Source organism: uncultured Granulicatella sp. (assembly GCF_963521425.1).
Classification (GTDB): Bacteria; Bacillota; Bacilli; order Lactobacillales; family Aerococcaceae; genus Granulicatella.
This window is the reverse complement of sequence record NZ_CAUQUN010000006.1, coordinates 1-25,297: the sequence shown is the minus strand read 5'-3', so window position 1 is coordinate 25,297 and position 25,297 is coordinate 1. Positions and strand designations below refer to the sequence as shown.

Below are 25,297 nucleotides of genomic sequence, written 5' to 3'. Positions count from 1 at the left end.
TTTGGCTTTTATGATTTATGCCACTGTAAAAAGTCATTTCTATTTGGGTGTGTATTTATGAGAGTACGAAAAGAAATTGACTTTTTATACTGTAGCAAAGGGACGCCAGCAGCTTCGCCGAAGCGAATCTCATGTTTTATACCATTGTAAAAAGTCATTTTCCAAAATGGATAGTACTTGCTTTTTTTAGAAAAATAGCGTATTATTCTTATATTCATGGACGAGAACGTTCTATTTTTGATACAAGTAGCGAGCTAATGATTGGTGAGAGTTTAGCATGTCCCTCAAAGATAGAGAATCATCTCTGAGATATATTTCCGAAATAGTAGTAAGAAATATCGCCTAAATAGCGTTAACAATTTACCAAGTTGAAAAGTGCTGAATACTTTTCAAGAATTTGGGTGGTACCGCGAAACTTTCGCCCCTGCTTTTGCAGGGGATTTTTTATTTTATTGACAAAGGGGGAAAAGCAATGAAAATGAAAGAAACATTGCAAATTGGAAAAACAGAATTTCCAATGCGTGGGAATTTACCTACAAAAGAAATCGATTATCAACAAGAATGGGAAGAAGCAAACCTTTATGCACAACGTCAGTTAAAAAATGAAGGCAAACCTTCTTTCGTATTACATGATGGCCCTCCATATGCCAATGGGGATGTTCATATGGGACATGCGTTAAATAAAATTTCAAAAGACTTTATCGTACGTAGTAAATCAATGAGCGGATTCCGTGCTCCATTTGTTCCAGGTTGGGATACTCACGGTTTACCAATTGAACAAGCTTTAGCAAATGCTGAAGGTGTTGATCGTAAAAAAATGTCCGTAGCAGAATTCCGTAAATTATGTGCAGAATATGCTTGGCGTCAAATCGACAATCAAAGAACAGTGTTCAAACGTTTAGGTGTAACTGGTACATGGGATAATCCATATGTAACATTAAAACCTGAATTCGAAGCTGAACAAATTCGTGTATTTGGTAAAATGGCTGAAAATGGCTATATTTATAAAGGATTAAAACCAATTTATTGGTCACCATCTAGTGAATCTTCATTAGCGGAAGCAGAAATCGAATATAAAGACGTAGAAAGTGCTTCTATTTATGTAGCATTCAAAGTAAAAGATGGGAAAGGCTTATTGGGTGAAGATACTTCATTTGTTATTTGGACAACAACTCCATGGACACTTCCTGCAAACTTAGGAATTTTCGTACATCCAGATTATGTGTATGCACAAGTGAAAACTTCCGCAGGTACATTCGTTGTTGCTAAAGATTTAGTAGAATCATTAACAACTACATTATCATGGGATAATGTAGAAATTTTACAAGAATTCCCAGGTAGTGCTTTAGAATATATGACTGCTTGGCATCCATTCTATGAACGTGAATCATTAGTAATGAATGGGGATTATGTAACATTAGATGCTGGTACTGGTTTAGTACATACAGCTCCTGGACACGGGGAAGACGACTTCTATTATTCTCGTAAATATAATTTAGCAGTATTATCTCCAGTTGATAGCCAAGGTTGTTATACAGATGAAGCACCTGGATTTGAAGGTATGTTTTATGCAGATGCGAATAAAGTGATTACAGATTTATTAACTGAAAAAGGTGCATTATTAAACTTAAGTTATTTCGTACACAGTTATCCACATGACTGGCGTACGAAAAAACCAGTTATTTTCCGTGCGACACCTCAATGGTTTGCTTCAATTGATGCATTCCGTCAAGAAATCTTAGATGTGATTGAAAACGACGTTAAATGGTATCATCCATCTGGTCAAGTTCGTATTTATAACATGGTTCGTGACCGTGGCGACTGGGTTATTTCTCGTCAACGTGTATGGGGAGTTCCATTACCTGTATTTTATGCTGAAAATGGTGAACCAATTATTACACCTGAAACAACAGAACATGTTGCTCAAATTTTTGAAAAATATGGTTCAGATGTATGGTTTGAATGGGATGCAAAAGACTTATTACCAGAAGGCTTTACTCATCCAGATTCTCCAAATGGTATCTTTACAAAAGAATTAGATATCATGGATGTATGGTTCGACTCAGGTAGTTCTCATGCTGGTGTTTTAGGAACTCGTGAAGAATTATCATTCCCAGCAGATATGTATTTAGAAGGTAGTGACCAATACCGTGGATGGTTTAACTCAAGTTTAACAACAAGTGTGGCGGTTCATAAAAAAGCTCCTTATAAATCAGTTCTTTCTCAAGGATTCGTAATGGATGGAGAAGGCAAGAAAATGAGTAAATCACTAGGAAACGTTATTTCTCCAGCTAAAGAAATGAAGACTAAAGGGGCAGATATTATTCGTTTATGGGTAAGTTCTGTTGACTATGAGTCAGACGTTCGTATTAGTGATGAGATTTTAAACCAAGTATCAGAAGTTTATCGTAAAATCCGTAATACAATGAGATTTATGTTAGCTAATACAACTGATTTTGATCCTAAAGCTCATGCAGTTGCATTTGAAGATTTACGTACAGTCGATCAATATATGTTAGTTCGATTCAATCAATTAGTAGATAGTATTCGTAAAGCATATGATAACTATCAATTCTCAACGGTTTATCAAGGGGTTATTAACTTCTGTACAGTTGACTTATCACAATTCTATTTAGACTTTGCTAAAGATGTTGTGTATATTGATCAAGAAAATGGCTTTGAACGTCGTGCAATGCAAACAGTATTGTATGATATCTTAGTGAAATTAACAAAATTATTGAGTCCAATTTTAGTGCATACAACAGAAGAAGTATGGAAATACTTAAAAGAAGAGGAAGCTTATGTTCAATTAGCAGAATTCCCTGAAGTAACTCATTATGAAGGCGAAGAAGCTATTTTAGCTCGTTGGGCTGAATTCTTTAAAGTTCGTAATACAGCTCTTAAAGCATTAGAAGAAGCTCGTAATGAAAAATTAATTGGTAAAAACTTTGAAGCAAAAGTAACACTATATCCAACTCAAGAAGTAGCTGATTTATTAGATAGCTTACAAACGGATGTTGCTCAATTGTTCATCGTTAGTCAATTAGAAGTTGCTCCTGTAGGAACTACAACTCCTGAAAATGCGGTTCATGGTGAAGGTGTTTCAGTTGTAGTGGAACATGCACAAGGGGAAACTTGTCAACGTTGCCGTGCGGTGAAAGTAGAAGTCGGAACATTAGAAGATGCTCCAACATTATGTCATCGTTGTGCGACAATTGTCCGTGAATTTTATCCAGAAGCGCTTAACGGCGAAGAAGAATAATTTTTTAAATGACTTTCTAGTATAGTAGCAAGGACTCTAGCAGCTTCGCTTTGCGAATGTCATGGCTTGTGCTACACAATAAAACCAGCTCCCTCCTAAATTAGGAGAGAGCTGGTTTTTGTTGTTGTGAAAGATACTGTTGTTTTAATTGCTCTAGTGAATGAGCAACGCAACGGTAGCGATAGAGTCGAATTGATGGTTGAGTCGCTTCTTCTTCAATCGTAAAGAGAAAATAATGATCCTGATGATCCAATGCATTTTTTCCATTCAGTTTAAAATAAGGACGATTTGATTTTGACATGGATAATAATACATCATCGATTAAAAAAGTCAGAGGAATTGTTAGAGAAGAATAGCGATAAAAATCTTCTTCAAAACGAAGGTATTCTTCACTAAAATAATTCATTTGCAGTTCATTACGATAATAATCTTGCTGATTCATCCTGTTCCTCCTCTACTTGTTGAATAGAGACAATATTCTCAATAAAAATTCTTTGATACCCATTATTGAGTTTTAATAAACATTCCGTAGCAGCGAGGTTTTCTAATGTGCCTGTATAGTGTACTAATTGTTTTTTTTCAAGAATAGAAATATGAGCTTTTAAAGAATATAACTGTAATTGCCCTAATAATAAATATTTTTCTTCTAAACTGAGTTGTGAATGAGTCGGTATAGGAATGGCATCATCTTCTAATGCACTTGTATGTTCAGAAAGGAAAAATCCCATCCACTTTGCCATTTTTCGATCTTGATATAAGCGAGCAGAACGAAAGGGTAAGTAAGAACGATCAATCATTGTAATCCCTCCAATCCTCCGGCAGAATGTCCTCCAATGAGTTTGCTACGAGCAATATTTCTCGAACTTTCTAATAGGGAAGTTCCTTTTTGAATGGATAAAAATCCAAATTCATCTCGAATGCCATCAATGGCTTGTTGTAATTTTTCTTCTTTCTCCATTAGGATAGGATCATCGAATAATGAAAGGATGGAATATTTCTCATCTACTAAGTCACTATAGCGTACTCCAATTTGTCGAACAGCACCGCTGTGATATTTTTTGCGAAATAATTGTAAGACAGCCTTTGTTAAGATGGCTGTTTGATTGCTTGGTTCAATGGCTTCTTGGCAATGAAGTGAGGATTTCATTTCATATTTTGAAAAACCAATATAAATAGAAATGAGCTTTGTTTTTTTATGTCGTCTTCTTAAGCGAATGGCTACTTGTTCCGCCATTTCTGATAAGACAATTTCTACATCTTCTTGATGAATATAATCTCGTGGTAAAATTTGTGAATTACCAATTCCTTTGGACTGTACTTTATACGGTTGATGGATATTACTCTCGTCAACCCCATTGGCATGAAACCAAAGTTGAACTCCTATGATACCAAATTCTTTTTGTAAATCATCTGGATTACTCTCAGCTAATTCTTTAACACTATGAATGCCTAGTTTATGTAATCTTTTTTCTGTTCTGCTTCCAATTCCCCAGAAATCGGTTAAGGAGGGAATAGCCCATACCTTTGTTTCCACATCTTCATAGGACCAGTTTGCCCGCATTGTTTTTGTTTTTTTAGCTTCATTATCTAGAGCTAGTTTAGCGAGAAGAGGATTTGCATTGCTCATTCCAATAGTTGAAATAATGCCTGTTTTTCTCCATATTTCTTGTTGGATTTTGGAAGAAAGAACATCTAATTTTTCCTTTTTAGTGAATTGATGATGTGAGATAAAATAATTCAAGGAAGAAGTTAAATCAATAAAAGCTTCATCAATGGAATAAGGAAGAATATCTGTCGGTGCAGCAAATTTTTGAAAAATCTTTTGAATTTCCATATTTTTTTCAATATAGCGATCCATTCTCGGGGGTACAATTAATGTTTTTTGCGCCCAATTTTCTACATAACGTATAAAATTTTGATGGATGGGCAAACCTTGTCTTTTGGCAGCAGCTAGATTGAATTTTCTTGTTTGAATATGAAAAGGTAAATCATAAGAGCGACTGACATTTGCTTTTCCAAAAACCTTCTTAAAAATAGGGGAAGAAGCAAGAATCAGTCCATTAGCATTATCTGCACGACTCATGACACAAAGACAAGTTGTTAATGGATTCAATCCACGGTCTACACACTCCACACTAGCATAGAATGATTTCATATCAATAAAGGCAATATCACTATGTGGTTCTCTTGCATAATCAATAACGGTCATTTTAAACCTCTAGGAAGCAGATACCGGCATAAAGTGATTTACGACGAGTCCAACTACTTGTGGATTTTCTTCATAAGGAATGAATTGCTCTGGGTAATTCGGATTTAAAGAAACCATTCTAAAGCCTTGTTCGTCTCGATATAATTTCTTAATATAAACTGCCTCGTTCCATGTTAGCGCATAGACTGCTCCATCATAGTCAAATCCATTGGCTTGAATAAGAGCAACTTCACCATTTTGATAAGCGGGACTCATCGAATCTCCTTGAATCCATGCAGCAATATCATACCCTCGTTGCTCTGTTGGAGAGTAGACAATTTCTGTTTCATATTCATCAAAAATTCCTTTTCCTAATCCGGCAGAAAGTTTTACTTCTGCTAATACGGTAATCGGATAGAGTGTTTTTTGGTTTTGTTGCTGATGAAGCAATTGCTCTACATAGTGTTCTGCTTTTTTTTGATTGTTTGAATGTAGTTGTAAATAGTTCGTTACAATAGTATATTCCGATTCAAAATAACTGACTTCTACATTGAAAATGTCTGCTAGTGCGATTAAATTTTTTTGATTTGGAATTGTTTTTCCATTTTCCCAATGATGGTAAGCTACTCGACTAATTTCTAGTTGTTTTGCGATAAAAGATTGAGAATACCCTTGTTGAGTACGGATTTCTTTTAGACGATTTGCTGAAAACATGATACACCTCCGTCGTTAATTTATAACTTAACAACAGTTTATCATATGAAATGTAGGATGGCAATATCCACCTATATTAATAGCGAATAAAATTGAAAAATGATAAGATACAAGAGAAGAACAGGGAGGAATTATATGAGAAATAAAGTTCGTTTTAAAGAAAAATTATTTCTAGGTACAACATTGTCATTTGAGTTTGATGGAAATACAATTGGAAAAGAAGCTACTCCTAATCAATGGGTAAATGGAAAATGTTCGATTGAAAATGCTTTTGTATCTTTAAAAGTCAATGGAGAATTTCTCCGTGTAAGAGAAGTAGATCAGTGGATTGAATCTTTAAGAAAAATAAAAGAAAATGAAGAAGTAGAGCCTTGGCATTTATCATTTGAAGAAGAGGATATTGCTTTATATTTTTCTCCTAAAGAATATGAATCAGATGTTAGTTTATTAGGAATTCGAGTTCGCCCTTTTATCAAAGGTGGAAGATATTTAACAGAATATTATGAGATTAGTTTATTTGAAGAAGAAATTTTAAAATTACTAGACTTCTTAGAATCTTGCCGTGAATTTAGCGTTGATTCAAAAGAAAAAATTGAGCCGACTCATCAAGATGGAGAATATAAATATTGCCGTGTGAGCTTTGAAGGTAGCCGAAAACAATATGTGTATTTATGTCATAAAAATTTAGAAGTAGAAGTGGGCGATTATGTAACGGTTCCTGTTGGAGAATATTTCCAAGAAGTAGAGGCTTTCGTTGAAAAAGTTTTTTATGGAGATGAAGAGGCAGCAGATTTTCCAATAGAAGAATTGAAATATATCACAAATGTTGTTTCTTCCCATCAAGAAGCTGTGAGCGATTATCAGTTGTCCATTCCAAGAGAACAGATTATTTATAATTCTAGAGAAAATGAATTAAGAGAAAAAACGATTTTCGGAAGCAAAAATAAAACAGTTAATCCTGTGCATATTTTAAAAACAACGATTGGGGAATTTTGGCTGGAAGCAGATGGAGAACTCATTCCAATGCATTACGAATTTACGAAATTAAGAGTATGGAAAGAAAATTTAGTCAATGGTTCGTATCGTTTAAGACCAGCTCAATTAGAGGTGTTAGCAGGCAAAACGGTTGTATTAAAAACTTCGATGGATTTCGAGGAAATGCGCTATATTAAATCTTATGAGGGAATTGATTTATTAGGAGCACAGTGGCAGTGGAATCAGCTAGCAGTCGGAATGTGGGCTGAAAAGGTAGATCCAGAACACTATGAGATTGAAGTGGATTCGAATGGTGTTGTTTATTATCCACCAGAAGCGAAGAAGGCTTCCTTTGGAGTAGCGTGGACAACGTATGTAGATGATGATGACGCTACAATTTGGATGAATATAGAGTAAATAGGTGAAGAGATGACGGAAAAATTATTTGTAGATAGAGAAGTTAGATGTTTGTATTGCAGACGACATTTTGGTATACGTGAATATCAAAAAATTGAATTACCAAGACAACAGGAATTGATTCCTTATCTTTTAGATGCGTCTATTTTTGAATTTGAATGTCTTTATTGTCGAGAAGAATATACTGTGTTAAAAGATCAAGAGGGATTTGTAATCGATAATCAGGAAAAGAAATATCGTATTTATTATAGTGACAATGAATATGATAATGGTGTTAAACTCATGCAAGTGTCACATGGATTAGGAATTACGTCAGAAGAAGAAAAAGATTTTGTTCTTGAAGTTCGTGCATTAGATGAACAAGAGTATCGTATTCGTTTTGAACCGAACTATGGTTCAGCAGTGGAAAAGATGATCATTTTTGAAGCGGGTTTAAATGATGTAGCAGTCGAATTGCTGAAATCATATATGGAGCTTGAGTATGATTTTGATAAAGAATTTGATCATTTAGTATTTATAGATGATCAAGACAGAGCTTTTGTTGGTGTACAAGATGGTCGTCCTGTATTTGCAGTAGAATTTGATGAAGAGGAATATGAGGCGATTTTAGAAGCTTTTGCTGAAGAGTGTGAATGTATACAGTATGAAGTTGATACTTATGAAATTAAGAAAATTATGAAAAAGCGTCTCGAAGAACTTGAAGAAGACGAAAACTAGACTTCGCTGAGGTTGAAAAGGACTGCATGAAATTCGATTTTACGAATTTCATGCAGTCCTTGTTATTTTATTAAATTAATCTAATTCTGCTTCTTGGGATTCTGGATATCCGTGGGCTACACGACTTGCTGCTGCTGCTGCGATAGCACCTACGATGTCATCTAAGAATGTGTGGCAGTAGCCACTTGATTTATCATTTAATAATTCTAAAATTCCTGGTTTTACTTTATCGATATAACCATAGTTTGTAAATCCGATAGAACCATATACATTCACGATAGATAAAGCAAGAATCTCATCTACACCATATAAACCTTCATCTTTTGTAAGAATATCATTTAATGGTTGAGATAGTTGATTTTTTTCTGCTAATTTATCTAACTCAATTCCTGTAATAATGGCGTTTTGTACTTCACGTTTTTTTAGAACAAATTCAACATTATTGTAGCAGTGTTCAAGCGTTAAATTAGGAAAATATGGTTCTTGTAAGAAATGAACTAATTTTGCAATTTCTTCTAACTCAACTCCACGTTCGTGAAGAAGTGATAGTGCATATTCATGTAATTCTTTTGTATTTTTCATAAAAAACTCTCCTTCCACGTTTCCAGAATTTAAAAGTGGAAACGAATACATCATTATAACATATATTCCTAGAAAAGAGAAGAACTATGAATGGTTTGGATTCTTTTCTCAGGATGAATGTATGCCATTGCTTGGTTAACAGCAATCGGAGCTTCACCAAATCCTGTTGCGATAATTTGAACTTTTCCTTCGTATGTGGCAATGTCACCAACAGCAAATATACCTGGAAGGTTTGTTTCCATTTTACTATTTGTGATAATCGCATTTCTTTGAAGTTCTAATCCCCACTCTTTAATGGAGCCGATAGAAGAGGAAATACCATAGCTGACAATGAAGTCATCCACTTCTAATTCAATTTCTTCTTCTCCACGAGCTTGTTTAAACGTAACAGATTGAAGTGTATTTCCATCACCATTTAAGCGTTCTGGAATAAATGGTGTGAAGATTTCAACGGAAGAATTTTGAAGTAATTCAACGCTATGTTCGTGTGCTCTGAATTGTGGGCGACGGTGAATGATGCTAACTTTTTTAGCGATATTTTCTAACGCTAGTGCCCAGTCAACAGCTGAATCTCCACCACCACAAATAGCAATCTTTTTATCTCTAAATTGTTCTAAATTAGTTACGAAGTAGTGCAGTTGATGATTTTCGTAATTTTCTGCACCTTCTAGTTCTAATTTACGAGGACGGAAAGCTCCGTTTCCGCAAGCAATAATAATGGTTCTTGCAAAGTGTTTTTGTTTAGAGGTTGTAATTTCATAGTAGTCTTCGAATTTTTCAATTTGTAGCGCTTCTTCTTCTAGGCAAATTTGTGTAACCTCAAATCTATCTAATTGCTTGATTAAGTTTTCTACTAAATCTCCAGCTAAAATTTCAGGATAAGCAGGAATATCGTAAACCATTTTTTCAGGATATAACATTCCAGGTTGTCCTCCAAGTTGAGGAAGGCTTTCGATAATTTTTACACTAGCTTGACGAAGTCCTGCATAAAAAGCTGTAAATAATCCAACGGGTCCACCGCCAATAATGGCAATATCTACGATTTCTGTTGTTGTCATTTTATTCTCCATTCTTAGAAATATAAGAAGCGTAATAGGATTGCAATCACGATTCCTGTCATTGCACCACCAAATACTTCTACTGGTTTATGACCAAGATATTTCTTAATAATTAATTTTTTATTTTCTTCTGTATTAAATAATTGAATTGGTTCATCATCATCAATTTCAATCTCTGATAATTTTGTAGATTCATCTCTTAATTGTTCTTCAAATAATTGTGATAATAAAATTCCTTGTTCACCACTTTGGCGTCTAACCGCCATCGCATCAAACATGACAATTACACCAAATGTTGTGGCAATTGCTACAAGTGGAGAAGCAAATCCATATTCCAATCCAAGAGCTGTAATGAGTGAAGTAACAGCAGCAGAGTGAGAACTCGGCATTCCACCTGTACTTGTCATAAGGGATAAATGTGCTCCTTTTTTTCGAGTGAAAAAGGCAATTGGAAATTTAACAAATTGTGCAAATAATATTGATGATAATGCTGCTATTAAAGGATAATTTTCAAAAATAGTCATATATATACACTCTTTCCTAATTAGTCTTTTATACTATACCATATTCTTAAACGTTATACCAAATAAGGAAAGGAAAAACAGTAAATAAAAGGGGAAAGTTTTTGACGAGCGTGGTATACTAGGCACAGTAGAATTCGAAAGAAGGTATATTCATGACAGAAGTAAATCAAGTCCCAATTCACTGTGAAACATGTCAAAAGACTTTTGACTATACGATTTATCAAAATGTGAATGTGACTGAAACTCCAGAATTAAAAGAAAAATTAATCAATCAAACAGTATTTCAATGTACTTGTCCACATTGTGGGCAAAAATACTTTATTCCATATATTTTGAATTATCAGGATATGGATAAGAAAATTTTGATCCATTTTTATCCAAAAGAAGAAGAAATGCAAAAGGAATTGCAACAAGTCTTAATCGATGATCAAACAACAAATCAAGATTTCTTAGATAGTGGATATGCTGTTCGTTATGTGGGAAGTTGTGATGAATTTTTTGAAAAGTTATGCATTACTGAAGAAGGGTATGACGATCGTATTATTGAAATTGTAAAATATTACTGCGTCGATCGAATGTTGCAAAAAAACATCGTATTTGATCGTATTCTTTTTAGTAATCAACAAGAAGCAGGAGTAGGAATTTATATTGTAAATGGAAAGCAAATTTCTCATTTTATTCCAGTATCGGATGAACTATTAAAAATTGCAGAAAAACAATTAGAAAAAGCAAAACCAGAAAAAGATTTATTAGTGGATCGCTATTGGGCACAAATTGTTGCTTCTGTCGGAGATGAGTAGGTTGAAACTTCGTCCATAAATTGATAAAAAAGGCATTTTATGGTTTAATTGAAGCAGTATAAAACTTAGAAAAGAAGGGAAGAATAAGGGGAAAATGGTTATATTTCCACAATTAAGAAGACAATTAAAAGGAAACCCTGTTGTAATTTTACATACAAATATGGGGGATATTACTTTAGAATTATTTAAAAAGCGTGCACCAAAGACTGTTAAAAACTTTGTAACACATGCGAAAAATGGATATTACGATGGAGTCATTTTCCATCGTGTCATTGAAGATTTTATGATTCAAGGTGGAGACCCAACTGGTACTGGTATGGGTGGTGAATCGATTTGGGGTCCAAAATTTGAAGATGAATTTTCAAAAGAATTATTTAATCTTTATGGAGCTCTTTCAATGGCAAATGCTGGGCCAAATACAAATGGTTCACAATTTTTCATCGTAACAGCGAAACATGTTCCTGCTCAAATGTTAACACAATTAAAAGAGATGGGATGGCCAGAAAAAATCGTTGAAGCTTATGCAAAAAATGGTGGAACACCATGGTTAGATCATCGTCATACTGTTTTTGGTCGTGTTGTTGAAGGAATGGATGTCGTATTAAAAATTGAATCCGTGAAACGCAATGGTCAAGATCGTCCATTGGAAGATGTTGTGATTGAATCAACGACAGTAGTGAAAGGCTAGGGGTTGAACATGACACAGACGTATCGCATTGGAGATGTGATTACTGCTAAAGTGACAGGAGTTCAGCCTTATGGAATTTTTCTAGCTTTAGATGAAGAGACACAAGGATTAATTCATATTTCTGAATGTAAGCATGGATATATGGATAATGTGCATAATTTTGTAAAAATTGGAGAAGAAGTCACTGCAAAAGTGATTGATGTAGATGAATTTACCGATAAAATTAGTTTATCGATTCGTGCATTAGAAAAACTAGATGTACCTTCTACACCAACGAGAATTAAGCGAAATAAGAAACGCTTTACTCCACCAATTGGATTTTCATCTTTAGCGCATCAATTGCCGTATTGGATTGAAGAGGCGCAAGAAAAATTTGTAAAGCCGAAAGAAAATAAAGCATAGTAGTACTCATTTTATAGAAAAATTGATATAATAGAAGAAGAAATTTTTAGGAGGTTCATCATGGGACATATTTCATTTGATTATTCCAAAGCATTAGGTTTCTTTAATCAAGAAGAAATCGATCAATTACAATCAACTGTAACAGCAGTTGACAAAGATTTAAGAGAGGGATTAGGAGCAGGTGCAGATTTCACTGGTTGGATTAACTTACCTCGTGACTATGATAAAGAAGAATTTGCTCGTATCAAAGAAGCAGCTAAAAAAATTCAAGAAGATTCTGAAGTATTAGTTGTGATTGGTATCGGTGGTTCATATTTAGGAGCTCGTGCAGCTATTGATTTCTTAAATCATGCATTTTATAACTATTTACCAGCAGAACAACGTAAAACACCGCAAGTGTTATTCGCAGGAAACAGCATTAGCTCAACTTACTTACATGGTTTAATTGAGTTAATTGGAGATCGTGATTTCTCAGTAAACGTTATTTCTAAATCAGGTACAACTACAGAACCAGCAATTGCGTTCCGTGTGTTTAAAGATTTATTAATTAAAAAATATGGTAAAGAAGAAGCAGTTAAACGTATTTATGCAACAACTGATCGTGCTCGTGGAGCATTAAAATCAGAAGCAGATGTTGAAGGTTATCAAACATTTGTAATTCCAGATGATGTAGGTGGTCGTTTCACTGTATTAACAGCTGTAGGTTTATTACCAATTGCTGTAACTGGTGCAGATGTAGATGCATTAATGCAAGGGGCTGAAGATGCTCGTGTGGCTTATAGCTCAGCAAACTTAAAAGAAAACGAAGCTTATCAATATGCGGTAGCTAGAAATGTGTTATACCGTAAAGGTAAAGTGACTGAATTATTAATTAACTACGAGCCAACTTTACAATACTTCTCAGAATGGTGGAAACAATTATTCGGTGAATCTGAAGGGAAAGACTTGAAAGGTATTTATCCTTCAAGTGCGAACTTCTCAACTGACTTACACTCATTAGGTCAATACATCCAAGAAGGTCAACGTAATATCTTCGAAACTGTTATTAAAGTGGGTACTCCTAATGAAACTGTAACAATTCCTGAAACTGAGGAAGATTTAGATGGTTTAGGTTATTTACAAGGTAAAACAATGGATTTTGTAAATACAAAAGCTTTCCAAGGTACTTTATTAGCGCATACGGATGGTCAAGTGCCAAACTTTGTTGTAACAATTCCTGATATGTCAGCTTATACTTTAGGTCATTTAATTTACTTCTTCGAAATCGCTGTAGGTATTTCTGGTTACTTAAATGGTGTGAATCCATTTGACCAACCTGGTGTTGAAGCGTATAAGAAAAATATGTTTGCTTTATTAGGTAAACCAGGATTTGAAGAACTAGCAGAAGAGTTGAACAATCGTTTATAATAAAAATATTTTTTAATGGAATTTCTGAATTGTAGCAAGGACGCAAGCAGCCTCGCCAAGCGAGTCTCATTGCTAAATTTTGAGCCTAAGGTCTCAAAATTTCCTGTGATTGGAACGGCTGTGCCGTTTCAATCACTGCTGCTACGGCGAAATTCCTTTTTGTTTGCTATCATAAAATGGGAGACGTATTGGAGTTAGAAATGGAATTTCCAAGATGTAGTAAAGGATGCCAGCAGACCTGCGGTCTCATGGTTGCTAGATGGAAATTCCTTTTTTTATATTGGTAGATTAAAAAGACACCACTTTGTGGTGTCTTTGTTTTGTCATTAATAGTTCATTCTACCAAATCTTTATAGTAATAAATGGCTAATTGGGTTCTGTCTCTTAAGTTTAATTTTTCTAAAAGTAAGGAGAGGTAGTTTCTTATAGTGCCTTCGCTTAAGTACATTTTTTCTGCGATTTCTTTATTATTGTATCCTTCTGCTACTAAATAGAGTAATTCATTTTCTCTTTCGTTCAAGAGTTTACTAGCTTTTCTTTGAACCAATTTTTTAACCGGCATATCGATTGTTGAATCGTATACAATTTGATGATTCATAACTGCTTCGATGGCAGGGATGATGCCTTTAATATGTTGTTTTAATAAATATCCTTTACAGCCAATTGCTAATGCTTTTGTAATATATTCATCATCTTGAAAGGTCGTTAAAAATAAAATTTTTGCTTCAGGATAAGCTTGTAAAATATGTTTAGCTGCCTCAATCCCAGAAGTAGGTTCCATTCGAATGTCCATTAACACTAAATCAGGCTGATGTTGTTCGTATAGTTGAATCGCTTCAGATCCATTGCTTCCCATTCCAACGACTTCAATATGAGATTGGGCAGATAGGATGGTTTCTAATGCTTGTAATACTAAATAATCATCATCAATAAGAATCGTCTTAATCATGAGAGGCCTCCTGTTTTGGAATACGAATAAAAATTTCGTATCCATTTTTTGTTTGAAGTGTAAAATCTCCATTATGTTTTTCCACTAATTCCTTCATCATTGTTAGTCCCATACCTGAGGGAGTGTTAGTTGGACGGTCACCATTATCTTTATAATCAATGGTGTAGGTTGTTTTTTGTTCCAAAAGGAATAATTGAAGTTGTGTTCCATTGGAATGTTTCATAAAGTTTGTCGTCATTTCCTTACAAATCGTTAAAATATCATATTTTATAGTAATCGGAATACTATCTGAAATAGTGTTCGTAAAATTCACTTGTGCTTTTTCCGTTACAGGTTGAAGGAGTGTATCCATTCTTTGCGAAAGTGAGAATGAGTCATCATACATTTGATGAATGGTTAATCGAATATCATCCATTTCTTGTTGTAAAATGCTCGATAAATGTGCCAATTTTTCTTCCACAACGGGTTCAGTTGTAATAATTTGTAGAGCTTCTAATTGCATAATAGAAGCACTCAAAGTATGTCCTAGTTGATCGTGCAATGCATGAGAAATGCGATTTCTTTCTTTTAACGTAGCAATTTCCATTTGTTTTAAAACTTCTTCAGAGCTTGATTGTTGACGTTGGACTAATTTTAAACGTTCTAGTTCTAAATCATTTTGTATTTGATAATTTTTCTTTTGAAAAGCTTCATCCTTTTGAGTTTGTAAAATAATATAACTACCAATGATACCGAGGATAAAGGTAAATAAATTAGGCTGTAAAAATAAAATTATTCCTGAAAAAATTCCCACTAAACCATATAAGTGAACAGCATGCATGATGAACAGTACACTATAAAGTCCAGTTTGCGGAAATAGAATACAAAGTATTCCAGAAATCCCTAATGCAATTGATGAAATGAATTTTGAACTGACATAAGGGGAAAGAGAGAGGATATACATACAAAATCCTAGAAAAATTGTCAACAGTTCAATATTTTCCTGTGCTAAAAAAATACTGATGAGAATAAAAAATAATGATTTTTCAATGAATGTACGCAAGAATATCCCTCCAATCTGCTTTTTATTGTAGTATAACTGCAAAAGTCACAAAATTCTATAAAAATATGACAAATGTCATATGAAGATGATGATATTTGACACTAGGTAAGAGTGAAGACATTTTATATACTAAGATTGTGATGAAAGGATAGGTGAAAATATGGAAACAAGTATTGTAGTAAAAGGTTTAGTAAAACGATATAAAGATTTAATGGCGTTAAATCACTTTGACATTGAGATTCAAAAAGGGGAGTTATTAGCGCTTCTTGGTCCAAATGGATGTGGAAAAACAACTTTAATCAATTGTATGTTAGGATTTTTAACATTTGATAGTGGAGAGATTACCGTATTAGGAGAAAGTCAATTTCCATTATCTGCTAAAGCTAGAGGGCAAATTGGAATTGTGCCACAAGAGTTAGCTTATTTAGAAAATTTAACAGTGGAAGAAAATATTGATTTCTTTTGTGGACTATACATTTCAGATTCAACATTGCGAAAACAATATGTAAAAGAAGCGATTGAATTTACAGAATTACAAGATTTTCGTAAATTTCTTCCGAAAAAATTAAGCGGTGGATTGAAACGTCGATTAAATATTGCTTGTGGCATTGTGCATAAACCTTCTTTAATTTTCTTTGATGAACCAACTGTTGCAGTTGATACTCAAAGTCGTTCGTTTATTTTAGATGGAATTCGTCAATTAAATGAAAAAGGTAGTACCATTATTTATACCACTCATTATTTAGATGAAGTGGATGGATTAAGTGATCGTATTGTGATTATGGATAAAGGAAAGAGTATTATCTCTGGAACGTCTCAAGAATTAAAAGCATCGATTACTACGTCAGAAATTATTCAAGTAGAATTAACAACGATTCCAACAAGTGAACAATTAGAGCGATTAAGACAAATTCCTCAAATTTTAGTAATGGAAGAACAAAAGCAACAGTTGAAGTTTCATTTTAAAAAAGGGAATAATCATTTAATGCATGTAGCCAATACGATTGAAGAATTGCAGTTAAATTATGTTCGTTTATATAGTGAACAACCAAGTTTAGATGATGTATTTCTAGCATATACTGGGAAAGGACTTCGTGATAGATGATGACATTTCTAAAGTTATTTAAGTATTTATTTAAAAATACGGTAAAAGATTTTGCATTTTCATTTTGGGTATTATGTTATCCAGTGATTTTAACGACTTTCTTTTATTTATCACTTTCTGGTGTGATTCATCAGGAATTAAATCCCGTTCGGGTAGCGATAACTAAGGATCATCCTTTTCATTTTGTATTTGAACAAGCAGGTGAAAATTTTGAAATTATTGATGTAGCATCAGCAGAAGAGGGAAAGCAGTTAACGCTTGAAGAAAAAGCAGATGGATTTGTTGAAAATAATTTAGATATTGTAGTGGCAAAAGAATCAGGTGTTCCTCAAAGTGTTTTGAAAAATGTAGTCACTCAAATAAAACAAGTTCAATCTCTTGGAAAAAGTGCCTCTACCATTGATTTTAAAAAAAGTTGGATACAAGAAACAAAGAGTGATGTTAGTGAAGGAACGATGATGTTCTATTCAAGTCTAGCAAGTTTTGCAATGTATTCTATCTTTAGTGGAGTTGTTTGTGTAGCGTATATGAATGGTAATTTATCTGAAGTGGGACGAAGAGTTATGGGAAGTTCATTTAGTAAATGGAAATTTCTGATTTACAGTTTTGCTACAGGATTAACGTTAAATGTGCTTTCGAATGCCCTTTTATTAGTGTATATGACTCAAATTTTAAAATTACAGTTATTTACGAATTGGACAGGTAGTATTTTATTAATGCTTATAGGAAATATTTTTGGATTATCCTTTGGAATTTTAATAGGAACTCTTCAACAGTTGAGTATACAAGGACGAATTATAGTAGCATTAATGACCAATATGATTGCATCCGCTATTGCAGGATTAATGGGAAGTAGTATACGAGTATTTATGAATAGCCATCTTCCATGGGTAAATCAGTATAATCCGGTAGCTTTGATTATGTCTGGATTTTATCAATTAAACCGTTTAAACGAGGGAACACAAATGACTCGTATTTTTGGATTACTTGGAATTTATACACTTCTATTAATGGTCTTTGCATTATGGAGATTAAGGAGAACACGTTATGACAGTTTATAAGTATTTTTTAAAACTTGCGAATCGTTACAAAATATATGGCATTATTTATTTAGTAATTTTTATGGGGATGGCTTTACTTCAAACTTCTGGGATAGATGAAAGGAAGCATTTTGAAGATGTTCCCGTTAAAATCATGATTAAAGATGAATCAAATGGATCTAACGAAATAATCAATCAATTGATTCAAACACTTCAAAAGAAACATGAAGTACAAAAAACGACAAAAAGTGATACGAGTATGAAAGAAGCCATCTATGCAGGAGATGTAGATGCAGGATTATGGATTCCAAGTGATGCTCAATCAAAATTAGAAAAAGAACAAGAAGTTGTTGAAATGGAAATCTCCAATTCATTATCGGGACATTTAATTCGTGAGTATGTAAATTCTTATCTTCGATATGCAGTTGCTTTGAAAAAAGAAGGGAATTTTAATCCAGAAAGAATTGAAAAGATTATAGATCAAGAAGTAACAGTAACACTTCTGTCTAAAAAAGAAGCCGTATCCAGTCAATACTCTAAAGAAAAATTTGGTGTAAATTATTTTGCCTATAGTCCATTTATCTATTTTTCAGTGTTCATTTATTTATTTGGTACGATTTTTTCTAAAATGAAGGGGAAAGAAGTTGCTAAGAGAATTGCGATTGCAATGAAAGATGAGCGTCGAGTGATGTTGGAACAATTTTTAGCAGGGTTAACGATAGTATGTTTAATTGTTGGCATTAATCTAGTTTTTGTAGGGATTTTAGCTCCTGAATTTTATGCAAGTTCTCAAGCATTGAAGATTTTATTATTGAGTACAGCTTCGGCAATTTCAGCTTATGCTTTGTCATTCCTTTGTGCAGTAGTGATTGGCGAGAATCAATATGCTTATTCAGCTGCAAGTACAATATTGGGAACGGGGCTGGCATTTTTATCCGGAATTTTTGTTCCTTTAGAATTGGTAAGTTCCTATGGAGTCAACATTGCTAAATTCTTCCCAGTTTATTATGTGACTTCAGCAGCGAGCAATTCTTCAACAGAGTTTTCTAGTTATGCATTTCATTTAGGGATGATTGCTTTATTTACTGTTTTATATATCGTAATGGCGTTTAGCGTGCAGCGCATTCGTCGCATTAATAAGTTTTAAATAGAAATCTCTGGTAAATTCTCAATCTAAGTTCTAGTTTTGATACTTAACTAGAAGTTACTTTGAAACTTTACGGGGGAATAGTAGCGAATGAGTATGAAATCTGGTAGTAGAAAAATTCTAAAATATTAAGTGAAATAGATAAATAAATTAAGATTAAGAGAGGTTTTTCGGCAAATGTTAGGATATGAAAAAAATAAAAAGTTAGAATTTAATTATAAAAAATCTGGCGGTTTATGGTTAATTGCGGTTGCCATAGTTATCGCTGTTGCTACCTTAATAGGTGGACAACAAATTATAAATATGCAAGTGTTTAGTATAGGTTATGTAGTTTGCTTTTTTTCAATTAATATGAATAAAAACTTACTAAAAAAACTATCCACTGGATCATCGACTAAATTTCAAAATAAGGTTTCTCAATACTCAATAATATTACTGTTTATATTAATGATTTTTTTAGGAGGTCCATTTTTTGCTACGGAGAATTGGAGATTGATATGGTTGGGAGCATTATTAGCCACAGCATTGCATTTTTTTCCATTCTATTTTGTACATGGAAAATCAATGGTTTTATTAGGAATTATGTGCACTATTAATATTATCATGGGGTATATTTTTTCTGGTGTCTCTTTGGTACTATTTGCCTATATTGATGCAATAATTAAATTTATATTTGGGGTTTATTTGTTATTCTTTTCTAAAGTAACAAAGCAATAAATTCTAATTGTTTGTTGAACTAGCAACTTAATAAAAATAACAGAGAAACAGTAAATCGGAAAAGGTTTACTGTTTTTTTCTTTGCTCAAAATAAGAAAGAGAGGGAAAGACAAAATGAAAAACATAGAAGAAAAAATCTTAATGGTAGATGAAGAAATAAAGCAATTACAAAACAAAAGAAAAAAACTAACCAGTCAGCAGAAACAGGAAGAAAGAAAAAAGAGAGATAAAAGAATATATGAAAAAGGAGCAGTCTTTGAAAATATCTTTACAGAAAGCAAGAACTTAAGCAAAGATGAATTTTATCAGCTAATTATATCTCTAATTCGTAAAGAGGAAGCCGATATCAAAATATAAAATCATAGAGAAAAGAGAAGAAACAGAAGTAGAAATTACAGAAAACCAAGAGGTAGAAATGGACATCGAATAATAGTTTCTTGTTTACAAAGGCGCACATATACACCTTAACAGGTGTAGTGGCCCCCAAAAGTTAGATTTTTGGTCTAACTTTTGGGGGTCGGTACTTGCAAAGCGAGGCTTATTGCTGCTACGGGGAAATTCCTTTTTTGTTTCCCTTACATAGTTTTTTATTGCATCCCTCTTTGTTTTCATCTAACATAGAACAAAAGAGCTACAAGGAGGTTTTTTGTGAAAATTGTTGGATTAACAGGTGGGATTTCTTCTGGGAAATCTACGGTATCTTCTTACTTAAAACAATTGGAAATTCCTGTCATTGATGCAGATGAAGTTGCTCGTAAAGTAGTCGAACCCAATAGTCAAGGCGCTATAGAAATTAGAAAAGCTTACGGTAGTGATGTATTTGAAGAAGATGGAAGCTTAAATCGTCAAAAATTAGGTGCATTAATTTTTTCAAATGCAGAAAACCGTCAAAAACTAGATGACCTATTACAGCCTCTCATTAAAATCATGATTTTAGAGGAAATCGAAGAGTATCGTCAAAATGGAGAGAGCATGATTGTTTTAGATTTGCCCCTATTATTTGAAAAGCATTATGAGGAATTATGCGAAGAAATTATCGTTGTTTATGTTCCAAGAGAACTACAATTAGAACGATTAATGAGAAGAAATCAATATACAAAACAAGAAGCGCTGTCTCGAATCGATTCTCAATTATCTATTGAGGAAAAACGAAACAGAGCGACAGTATTATTGGATAATCAAGGTACAATTCAACAGTTATATCAGCAAGTTGAACAGTGGCTAGTAGAAACGAAAAATGATATACTACAATAAGAAAAAACTTGAAGAAAGGGGACATCGTCATGCAATGTCCAAGATGTAAATTTAATGGTTCACGAGTGATTGATAGCCGTCCAGCAGACGATGGTCGTTCAATTCGAAGAAGAAGAGAATGTGATGAATGTGGTTATCGATTCACAACTTTTGAAAGATTAGAAAAAGCGCCGATTTTAGTCATTAAAAGAAATGGAAATCGCGAGGCGTTTAATCGTGAAAAATTATTAAATGGATTAGTTCGTTCTGCTGAAAAACGTCCGATTCCATTAAGTCAATTAGAACAAATTGTGAATGAAGTAGAACATACGATTAATCAAGAAGGAGAAAATGAAATCTCAAGTATGTTAATTGGAGAGATGGTCATGGACTACCTTGCAAAAATTGATGATATTGCCTATATTCGTTTTGCAAGTGTATACCGTCAATTTACAGATAGAAAAATGTTCTTAAAAGAATTAGAAAGAATGTCTTTTGAAATGGATCGTAAAGATAGTAAATCATAATAGGAGGATCAAATGGACGAGAAATCAATAAAGTGGAGTCAGTTGAATCCACGTGATTGTATTCAAGTGACACAGCAAGTTTGGCTGACACAACGTGAATTACAATTTGTGACGCAATTATATGTACCATTTTTAGGGGTTCAAGCCTCAACTTTATATTTAGTCTTATTTAGTGAGCTTTCTCCGAATTCCTATCAAAGTGATGTCATTCGATTGGCTGATTTATTAGCCTTAGTGAATATGGGAATTCCAGATTTTTATCAAGCAAGAATTCGTTTAGAATCAGTTGGCTTATTAAAAACCTACCGCTATGAAGATGAAGAATCGATTAGTGCTCAATATACATTTGAATTACAAGCACCAGCGAGTCCAAATTTATTTTTCAAAGATGCTTTATTATCAACACTTTTAGTGAATCAAGTAGGTCATCAACGTTTTGAAATCTTACAAAAACGTTTTAGTGTAAAGGAAAAGGCTGCTTATGGGGAAGATGTTACAAGTACTTTCCAAGAAGGATTCCAATTACCTTTTAATATGTCACAGTACAAGAGAAATATCGCTCAAGAAAAACAAATGATTAAAGATGTGAAGCAACAAGAATCATTAGTTATGAATTCAAATATTGACTGGGAATTATTAACAGACTTGCTAAAGAGTCAATTTGTTCATGAACAGGCTTTAACAGATGAAGTGAAGCAAATGTTAAATAGTTTCCAAATATATTATGGATTAACGGAAAGAGAAATTGCGCAATATGTGATTTATGCTGCGGATTTATCTACGGGTGAAATTGATGAAAAGGAATTGTATTCGATTATTATTAATGCTAATCAGCATTTAGCAGTATCTAAACAAGAGGAGGCTACTGTAACTTCAGTTGTTCCGAAAGAAGAAAGTATGCCTGTAGTTTCAGAAGTTGTTGTAGAAGAACAACAAGAAACAACTTCAACGTCTACTCATTTACCTCAGGCGATTCAACGATTAATTACATTAGCAAAAGAAATGACACCTTTTGACTTTATGACAAGTATTAAGCAACAAAGAAATGGTTATGTTTCAAATGGAGAACAACGGATTATTTTAGATTTAGTTCAAGTAGGAACGATTCCATCTGAAGTGATTAATATTTTAATTCATTACGTATTAGTTGTTAAAAATAATCCAACGATTAATAAAAATTTAATGGATACGATTGCGAATGACTGGAGTCAAAAAGGGATTCAAACAGCTGAACAAGCGATTCAAGCAGTTCGTCAAAGAGATAAAGAATTTAAAGCTAGTCGTAAAGAAAAAATTGAAAACCGACAAGTACAATCATACTCAGGTAAAAAATATTATGGAAATGCTCCGAAAGGAAGAGTGGCTTCTGTTCCTGACTGGGCGATGAAACCAAATGAAACAAAAGAAAGTCCATTGGATGATGAAAATCTTCAATTATTAAAAGCTCAGCTTTCTCAATTGAAAACAAGTGGGAATTCTGAACAAGTGAAGGGAGAATAGAGATGGAAGGAATGCAAGATTTATTTGGAAATAAAACGGCTACTACAGCATTTCAACAACAATATCAAAAAATTGTAGCAGAAGTTTTACAAGACAAAGAAGTTCAACAATTTTTACAAGAACATCAAGATGAAATTCCGCAAGAAAATTTAGTGAAAAGCTATTCTGCCCTATTGGAATATATTCAACAACGTGATGCTCGTATTCAAGGAGTAGAAACATACATTAAAGGGATGGAACCCTTATTAAGGGTGAACCAAGGTTTTGTCGAAGTCGTGTATCGTCCAACTCAAGAGTTTATCCAAAAACAACAGCAGCAAGATTTAACGAATCGAATTCATGCCATTAATATGCCTAAAAATTTATTACAGGTAACATTAAATTCCTTAGATATTACAAAAGAGCGTCAAGAAACTTTTCAAGCTTCATTGCAATTTATCAATGAATTATCTGCAAAACCAAATGAGTTTCATCGTGCGATTTATTTAGTTGGTTCCTTTGGAGTTGGAAAAACGTATTTCTTAGCAGCTATTGCAAATGAATTAGCTCAACTCGGATTTGAAACAACTTTAGTGCATGTTCCAAGTTTATCGAGTGAATTAAAAAGTGCGATTGGTGCTAATTGTTTAGAAGAAAAGGTTGAATTTTTAAAAACTTCACCAATCTTAATGTTAGACGATATTGGAGCTGAATCAAATTCTGCTTGGTTTAGAGATGAAATTTTAATGATTGTATTAGAATATCGTATGATGCAACAATTACCAACCTTCTTTTCATCTAATTTAACGATTGAAGAATTGCAAGAACATTTAAGTGTCTCTAATCGTGGAGATGTAGAATTATTAAAGGCGAAACGTTTGATTGAACGTGTACGCTTCCTATCGAAAGAAATTTTCTTAGCTGGAGAAAACCGTCGCTATTCATAAATTTTAAAAAGAAACAAATGTCTTGATTTTTATGAAAATAGTGGTAGAATAACTAATGAATTAAATATTTTGAAAATGATGAAAAAGACAAGAAACTGTTATCTGGTTATCTAATAGAGAGAAGTGGGTTGGTGGAACACTTCATCCGAGATAGTTTTACCACTTTTGAATCCTTGTTTGAATGAAGTATGGCAAGGCGTAGCGGAGCGTTAGTCCGTTTAAGAGATTCGTTTAAAACGAATGAATTTGGGTGGAACCACGTAGAAATAACGTCCCATAGTTTGTATGAGTATGCAAACTATGGTTTTTTTGTTTTTTAAAACATTTTTGAAAGGAAAGAAGGAGAACAATGTCAATGATTAAAGTTACATTTCCAGATGGAGCTGTAAAAGAATTTGAACAAGGAATTTCAGTGAAAGATATCGCTGAATCAATTAGCAAGAGCTTAGCTAAAAAAGCACTTGCAGGTAAAGTAAATGGAGAATTAGTTGATTTAGATCGAGTATTAACAGAAGATGCAAGTATTGAAATCGTAACACCAGACCATGAAGATGCATTGGGAATTTTACGTCACTCAACTGCGCACTTATTAGCACATGCGTTAACTCGTTTATACCCAGGAATTCACTTTGGGGTAGGGCCAGCCATTGAAACAGGATTTTATTATGATACAGATATGCCAAACCAATTAACAGAAGATGCTCTTCCAGAAGTTGAAGCTGAAATGATGAAAATTGTAAAAGAAAACTATCCAATCGTACGCCGTGAAGTAAGCCGTGCAGAAGCGTTAGAAATCTTTGCAAATGATCCATATAAAGTAGAATTAATTAATGGTTTACCAGAAGATGAAACAATTTCTATTTATCAACAAGAAGATTTCGTAGACTTATGTCGTGGAATTCACGTACCTTCAACAGGACGTATTCAAGTATTCAAATTATTATCTCTTGCAGGAGCATACTGGAGAGGGAATTCTGATAACAAGATGATGCAACGTGTATACGGAACAGCATTCTTTGATAAAGCAGACTTAAAAGAATTCTTGAAAATGCGTGAAGAAGCTAAAGAACGTGACCATCGTAAATTAGGAAAAGAATTAGACTTATTTATGATTAGCCAAGAAGTAGGTTCAGGATTACCATTCTGGTTACCAAAAGGTGCTACAATTCGTCGTACAATTGAACGTTATATTGTAGATAAAGAAATTTCTCTTGGATATCAACATGTGTACACTCCAGTAATGGCTGATGTAGGTTTATACAAAACTTCAGGTCACTGGGCACACTATCAAGAAGATATGTTCCCTCCAATGGATATGGGAGATGGCGAATTATTAGTATTACGTCCAATGAACTGTCCTCACCACATGATGGTTTA

25 protein-coding genes, 1 pseudogene and 1 other annotated feature are annotated in these 25,297 nt (G+C 33.6%); of the genes and pseudogenes, 17 read left to right on the top strand and 9 right to left on the bottom strand.

Going from position 1 to position 25,297, the window contains the following annotated elements:
• Positions 1-472 precede the first annotated feature (472 nt).
• On the top strand, positions 473-3,262 hold the full coding sequence (ileS, locus tag RWO76_RS02730) for an isoleucine--tRNA ligase (protein ID WP_314354131.1): 2,790 nt from the start codon (positions 473-475) through the stop codon (positions 3,260-3,262).
• 100 nt (positions 3,263-3,362) lie between these two features.
• Here ileS and RWO76_RS02725 read toward each other — a convergent pair whose 3' ends face one another.
• The 4 genes from RWO76_RS02725 to RWO76_RS02710 are packed head-to-tail and all read right to left on the bottom strand — an operon-like array spanning position 3,363 to position 6,164.
• Positions 3,363-3,704, bottom strand: a complete 342-nt coding sequence (locus tag RWO76_RS02725) for a DUF5960 family protein (RefSeq protein ID WP_314354129.1) — start codon at positions 3,702-3,704, stop codon at positions 3,363-3,365.
• A complete protein-coding gene (locus RWO76_RS02720; RefSeq protein ID WP_314354128.1) occupies positions 3,679-4,059 on the bottom strand; it encodes a hypothetical protein in 381 nt (126 codons plus the stop codon). The genes RWO76_RS02725 and RWO76_RS02720 overlap by 26 nt, the downstream gene beginning before the upstream one ends.
• Positions 4,056-5,471 carry a Y-family DNA polymerase gene (locus RWO76_RS02715; protein WP_314354126.1) on the bottom strand — a complete coding sequence of 472 codons (1,416 nt, stop codon included), beginning with the start codon at positions 5,469-5,471 and terminating at the stop codon, positions 4,056-4,058. The genes RWO76_RS02720 and RWO76_RS02715 overlap by 4 nt, the downstream gene beginning before the upstream one ends.
• Before the next feature lie 9 nt (positions 5,472-5,480).
• A complete protein-coding gene (locus RWO76_RS02710) occupies positions 5,481-6,164 on the bottom strand; it encodes an XRE family transcriptional regulator (RefSeq protein ID WP_314354125.1) in 684 nt (227 codons plus the stop codon).
• Between the two features lie 135 nt (positions 6,165-6,299).
• On the opposite strand from RWO76_RS02710, the gene RWO76_RS02705 reads away from it, so the two are divergent.
• Together RWO76_RS02705 and RWO76_RS02700 are read left to right on the top strand one after the other, a co-directional pair.
• The gene (locus tag RWO76_RS02705; protein ID WP_314354124.1) at positions 6,300-7,556 is read left to right on the top strand and encodes a hypothetical protein; all 1,257 of its coding nucleotides are present in this window, start codon (positions 6,300-6,302) and stop codon (positions 7,554-7,556) included.
• A 12-nt stretch (positions 7,557-7,568) separates the two neighbouring features.
• Positions 7,569-8,273 (top strand): CpXC domain-containing protein, encoded by a 705-nt coding sequence (locus RWO76_RS02700; RefSeq protein WP_314354122.1) that lies wholly within the window; start codon positions 7,569-7,571, stop codon positions 8,271-8,273.
• 75 nt (positions 8,274-8,348) lie between these two features.
• Here RWO76_RS02700 and RWO76_RS02695 read toward each other — a convergent pair whose 3' ends face one another.
• The 3 genes from RWO76_RS02695 to RWO76_RS02685 all read right to left on the bottom strand — a co-directional run bounded on the left by RWO76_RS02695 (position 8,349) and on the right by RWO76_RS02685 (position 10,437).
• A complete protein-coding gene (locus tag RWO76_RS02695) occupies positions 8,349-8,855 on the bottom strand; it encodes a phosphatidylglycerophosphatase A (RefSeq protein ID WP_314354120.1) in 507 nt (168 codons plus the stop codon).
• Between the two features lie 68 nt (positions 8,856-8,923).
• A complete protein-coding gene (locus RWO76_RS02690; protein ID WP_314354117.1) occupies positions 8,924-9,913 on the bottom strand; it encodes an NAD(P)/FAD-dependent oxidoreductase in 990 nt (329 codons plus the stop codon).
• Between the two features lie 14 nt (positions 9,914-9,927).
• Positions 9,928-10,437, bottom strand: a complete 510-nt coding sequence (locus RWO76_RS02685; protein WP_314078392.1) for a divergent PAP2 family protein — start codon at positions 10,435-10,437, stop codon at positions 9,928-9,930.
• Positions 10,438-10,589: 152 nt separating this feature from the next.
• Between RWO76_RS02685 and RWO76_RS02680 the strand changes: the two genes are divergently transcribed.
• From RWO76_RS02680 to RWO76_RS02665, 4 genes are all read left to right on the top strand, one after another.
• A complete protein-coding gene (locus RWO76_RS02680; protein WP_314354116.1) occupies positions 10,590-11,237 on the top strand; it encodes a CpXC domain-containing protein in 648 nt (215 codons plus the stop codon).
• Between the two features lie 94 nt (positions 11,238-11,331).
• The gene (locus tag RWO76_RS02675; RefSeq protein ID WP_314354115.1) at positions 11,332-11,925 is read left to right on the top strand and encodes a peptidylprolyl isomerase; all 594 of its coding nucleotides are present in this window, start codon (positions 11,332-11,334) and stop codon (positions 11,923-11,925) included.
• 9 nt (positions 11,926-11,934) lie between these two features.
• Positions 11,935-12,327 carry a CvfD/Ygs/GSP13 family RNA-binding post-transcriptional regulator gene (locus RWO76_RS02670; protein ID WP_006702336.1) on the top strand — a complete coding sequence of 131 codons (393 nt, stop codon included), beginning with the start codon at positions 11,935-11,937 and terminating at the stop codon, positions 12,325-12,327.
• Positions 12,328-12,387: 60 nt separating this feature from the next.
• Entirely contained in the window at positions 12,388-13,734 is a 1,347-nt protein-coding gene (locus RWO76_RS02665) for a glucose-6-phosphate isomerase (RefSeq protein WP_314354114.1), read from the top strand.
• 334 nt (positions 13,735-14,068) lie between these two features.
• Here RWO76_RS02665 and RWO76_RS02660 read toward each other — a convergent pair whose 3' ends face one another.
• Both RWO76_RS02660 and RWO76_RS02655 read right to left on the bottom strand, forming a co-directional pair.
• Positions 14,069-14,683, bottom strand: coding sequence for a response regulator transcription factor (locus RWO76_RS02660; RefSeq protein ID WP_314354112.1), 615 nt, complete (start codon positions 14,681-14,683; stop codon positions 14,069-14,071).
• Positions 14,676-15,725 (bottom strand): histidine kinase, encoded by a 1,050-nt coding sequence (locus RWO76_RS02655; RefSeq protein WP_314354111.1) that lies wholly within the window; start codon positions 15,723-15,725, stop codon positions 14,676-14,678. Before RWO76_RS02655 ends, RWO76_RS02660 begins: the two co-directional genes overlap by 8 nt.
• Before the next feature lie 160 nt (positions 15,726-15,885).
• On the opposite strand from RWO76_RS02655, the gene RWO76_RS02650 reads away from it, so the two are divergent.
• From RWO76_RS02650 to RWO76_RS02605, 10 genes and pseudogenes are all read left to right on the top strand, one after another.
• Entirely contained in the window at positions 15,886-16,830 is a 945-nt protein-coding gene (locus tag RWO76_RS02650) for an ABC transporter ATP-binding protein (protein WP_314354110.1), read from the top strand.
• On the top strand, positions 16,827-17,891 hold the full coding sequence (locus RWO76_RS02645; protein ID WP_314354109.1) for an ABC transporter permease: 1,065 nt from the start codon (positions 16,827-16,829) through the stop codon (positions 17,889-17,891). Before RWO76_RS02650 ends, RWO76_RS02645 begins: the two co-directional genes overlap by 4 nt.
• Entirely contained in the window at positions 17,878-19,017 is a 1,140-nt protein-coding gene (locus tag RWO76_RS02640; protein ID WP_314354108.1) for an ABC transporter permease, read from the top strand. Before RWO76_RS02645 ends, RWO76_RS02640 begins: the two co-directional genes overlap by 14 nt.
• 177 nt (positions 19,018-19,194) lie before the next feature.
• The gene (locus RWO76_RS02635) at positions 19,195-19,734 is read left to right on the top strand and encodes a DUF6609 family protein (RefSeq protein WP_314354106.1); all 540 of its coding nucleotides are present in this window, start codon (positions 19,195-19,197) and stop codon (positions 19,732-19,734) included.
• 114 nt (positions 19,735-19,848) lie between these two features.
• Positions 19,849-20,164 (top strand): annotated as a pseudogene (locus RWO76_RS02630) (DUF3847 domain-containing protein).
• Positions 20,165-20,382: 218 nt separating this feature from the next.
• Positions 20,383-20,988 carry a dephospho-CoA kinase gene (coaE, locus tag RWO76_RS02625; RefSeq protein ID WP_314354105.1) on the top strand — a complete coding sequence of 202 codons (606 nt, stop codon included), beginning with the start codon at positions 20,383-20,385 and terminating at the stop codon, positions 20,986-20,988.
• A 29-nt stretch (positions 20,989-21,017) separates the two neighbouring features.
• Positions 21,018-21,494 (top strand): transcriptional regulator NrdR, encoded by a 477-nt coding sequence (gene nrdR, locus RWO76_RS02620; RefSeq protein ID WP_006702344.1) that lies wholly within the window; start codon positions 21,018-21,020, stop codon positions 21,492-21,494.
• Positions 21,495-21,506: 12 nt separating this feature from the next.
• On the top strand, positions 21,507-22,994 hold the full coding sequence (locus RWO76_RS02615) for a DnaD domain protein (protein WP_314354104.1): 1,488 nt from the start codon (positions 21,507-21,509) through the stop codon (positions 22,992-22,994).
• Positions 22,995-22,996: 2 nt separating this feature from the next.
• Positions 22,997-23,920: a primosomal protein DnaI gene (gene dnaI, locus RWO76_RS02610; RefSeq protein WP_314354103.1), complete on the top strand. Its 924-nt coding sequence runs from the start codon at positions 22,997-22,999 to the stop codon at positions 23,918-23,920.
• A gap of 69 nt (positions 23,921-23,989) precedes the next feature.
• Positions 23,990-24,200 (top strand) — a binding site (T-box leader).
• A 75-nt stretch (positions 24,201-24,275) separates the two neighbouring features.
• On the top strand, positions 24,276-25,297 hold a 1,022-nt coding region (locus RWO76_RS02605; RefSeq protein ID WP_314354101.1), incomplete at its 3' end, for a TGS domain-containing protein.